General features: G+C 73.4%; 3 protein-coding genes. All 3 read left to right on the forward strand.

The features are described 5' to 3' along the window. Nucleotides 1–67 precede the first annotated feature (67 nt). Nucleotides 68–847 carry an XdhC family protein gene (locus AB0M20_RS38580; RefSeq protein ID WP_364305894.1) on the forward strand — a complete coding sequence of 260 codons (780 nt, stop codon included), beginning with the start codon at nt 68–70 and terminating at the stop codon, nt 845–847. Beyond that, complete coding sequence (locus AB0M20_RS38585) at nt 847–1,725, forward strand: MoxR family ATPase (protein ID WP_364305890.1); 879 nt, start codon at nt 847–849, stop codon at nt 1,723–1,725. Before AB0M20_RS38580 ends, AB0M20_RS38585 begins: the two co-directional genes overlap by 1 nt. Further along, nucleotides 1,722–2,389, forward strand: a 668-nt coding sequence (locus AB0M20_RS38590; protein ID WP_364305892.1) for an SRPBCC family protein, incomplete at its 3' end; no start/stop codon positions are given. The genes AB0M20_RS38585 and AB0M20_RS38590, both read left to right, overlap by 4 nt.

The following is a 2,389-nucleotide window of genomic DNA, read 5'->3' on the forward strand; positions in this document are numbered from 1 at the left end:
GAGCGACGTCGCGGAACGGGCGTCGGCGCTGACGGCACAGCGGCGGCCCTTCGTGCACGCGACCGTCGTGCGGGCGCAGGAGCCGACCTCGGCGCGGCCCGGAGACGCCGCGGTGATCCTGGACGACGGCACCATCGAGGGCTTCGTCGGCGGGGTGTGCGCGGAGAGCTCGGTGCGGGCGGCGGCGCTGGAAACGCTGCGGGACGGGCGTACCCTCCTGCTCCGGGTCCTTCCGGAGAGCGCCGAGGAGTTCCCCGAGGCGCCGGGCGCGCAGGTCGTGGTCAACCCGTGTCTGTCCGGCGGGGCGATCGAGATCTTCCTGCGGCCGGTGCTGCCGCGGCCGGTGCTGTTCGTCGCGGGCAGCACCCCGATCGGTACGGCGGTCGCAGAGCTCGCCCGGTTCCTGGAGTTCGACGTCGCGTCCTCGTCGATGGACGGCGCGGCCGCGGTGGTGGTGGCCGGACTGGGCCGCGACGAGGAGACGTCGATCCGGGCGGCGCTGGACGCCGGCGTCGGCCACATCGCGCTGGTCGCCTCGCCGCGACGCGGTCCGCAGGTGCTCGACTCGATGGGCCTGACCGAGGCCGAGCGATCCCGGATCCACACCCCGGCCGGCGCCTGGATCGGGGCGCGGACCCCACCGGAGATCGCGCTGTCCATCATGTCCGACATCGTGAAGGCGATCCGGCTCGACGGCCTGACCGCGGGCTCCGCGCCGGCGCCGGTGCGGTCCGCCACCGACCCGATCTGCGGCATGACCGTCCTGATCACCCCGGACGCGCTCACCGACGGCGAGGGTCACTACTTCTGCGGGCCCGGCTGCCTGGCCCGGTTCACCGGCGCGTGATGCGGGACGCCGCGGAGGTTCGCAGCCGCCTCGACGAGCAGGACTATCTCGTCGATGACGGCTTGGCGATGGCGCTGTTCCTGGCCCTGCGGCTGGGCAAACCGCTGCTGCTGGAGGGCGAACCCGGCGTCGGCAAGACCGCCGCGGCCAAGGCGCTCGCGGCCGCGCTGGACGCGCCGTTCCTGCGCCTGCAGTGCTACGAGGGCCTGACCGCCGCCGAGGCCCTCTACGAGTGGAACCACCAGCGGCAGCTCCTCGCGATCCGGCTGGCCGAGGTGCGGCACGAGCGGATCGGCGACGCCGACCTGTTCACCGAGGAGTTCCTGCTGGAGCGTCCGATCCTGCGTGCGGTGCGGTCCGACGGCCCGGTGCCGCCGGTGCTGCTGATCGACGAGATCGACCGGGCCGACGACGAGTTCGAGGCGCTGCTGTTCGAGTTCCTCGGCGAGGCCGCGATCACCGTGCCGGAGCTGGGCACGTTCGCCGCGATCCGGCCGCCGACCGTGGTGCTCACCTCGAACCGCAGCCGCGAGTTGCACGACGCGCTGCGCCGCCGCTGCCTCTACCACTGGATCGACTTCCCGCAGCCGGCGCGGGCCGCCGAGATCCTGCGCCGAAGCGTGCCGGCCGCGAGCGAGCCGCTGATCCGCTCGGCGACCGAGTTCGTCGGCCGGGCGCGCGAGCTGGAGCTGGACAAGGCGCCGGGGATGGCCGAGACGATCGACTGGGTGGGCGCGCTGGCCGCCCTGGGCGCCGGATCTTGGGTACGCGAGGACGCGCTGGCCACCATCGGCACGATCGCGAAGACCCCCGGCGACCACACCGCCATCACCGCGCTGCTTTCGGCATCGCCGCCGGCACCTCAGGAGGGGCCATGAAGATCACGAACGAGTTCACCGTGCACACCCCGATCGACCGAGCCTGGGAGGTGCTCACCGACCTCGAGGGGATCGCGCCCTGCCTGCCCGGGGCACAGCTCACCGGCGTGGAGGGCGACGTCTACTCGGGCAAGGTCAAGGTGAAGGTCGGCCCGGTGATCTCGGACTTCTCGGGCACGGCGCGGTTCGTCGAGAAGGACGACGGCGCGCACCGCGCGGTCATCGACGCGAAGGGCCGCGACTCGCGGGCCGGGGGCAACGCGTCGGCGCTGATCACGGCGTCCCTGAAGCCGGACGGCGACGCCACGGTGGTCAAGGTGGACACCGACCTGAAGATCTCCGGCAAGCTGGCCCAGTTCGGCAGCGGGATGATCAAGGAGGTGTCCGGCAAGCTGCTGGGCCAGTTCGTGGAGTCTCTCGAAGCCAAGATCGGCACGTCGTCCGCGGTTCCCGCCTCGCCGTCCTCGCCGTCCTCGCCGTCCTCGCCGTCCTCGCCGTCCTCGCCGTCCTCGCCGGCGGCGGAGAGCACCGTCGCAGCGGTGGTCGACGCCCCGGCGGGCAAGCCGGCCGACGCGGCCTTCGAAACGAGCCGGCCACCGATCCGGGCGACGGTCGAGATCGGCGGCCCGGCGGCCGCCGTGGAGGCCGGCGGCCCTGCTCCGGC

Source organism: Actinoplanes sp. NPDC051633 (genome assembly GCF_040681735.1).
Classification (GTDB): domain Bacteria; phylum Actinomycetota; class Actinomycetes; order Mycobacteriales; family Micromonosporaceae; genus Actinoplanes.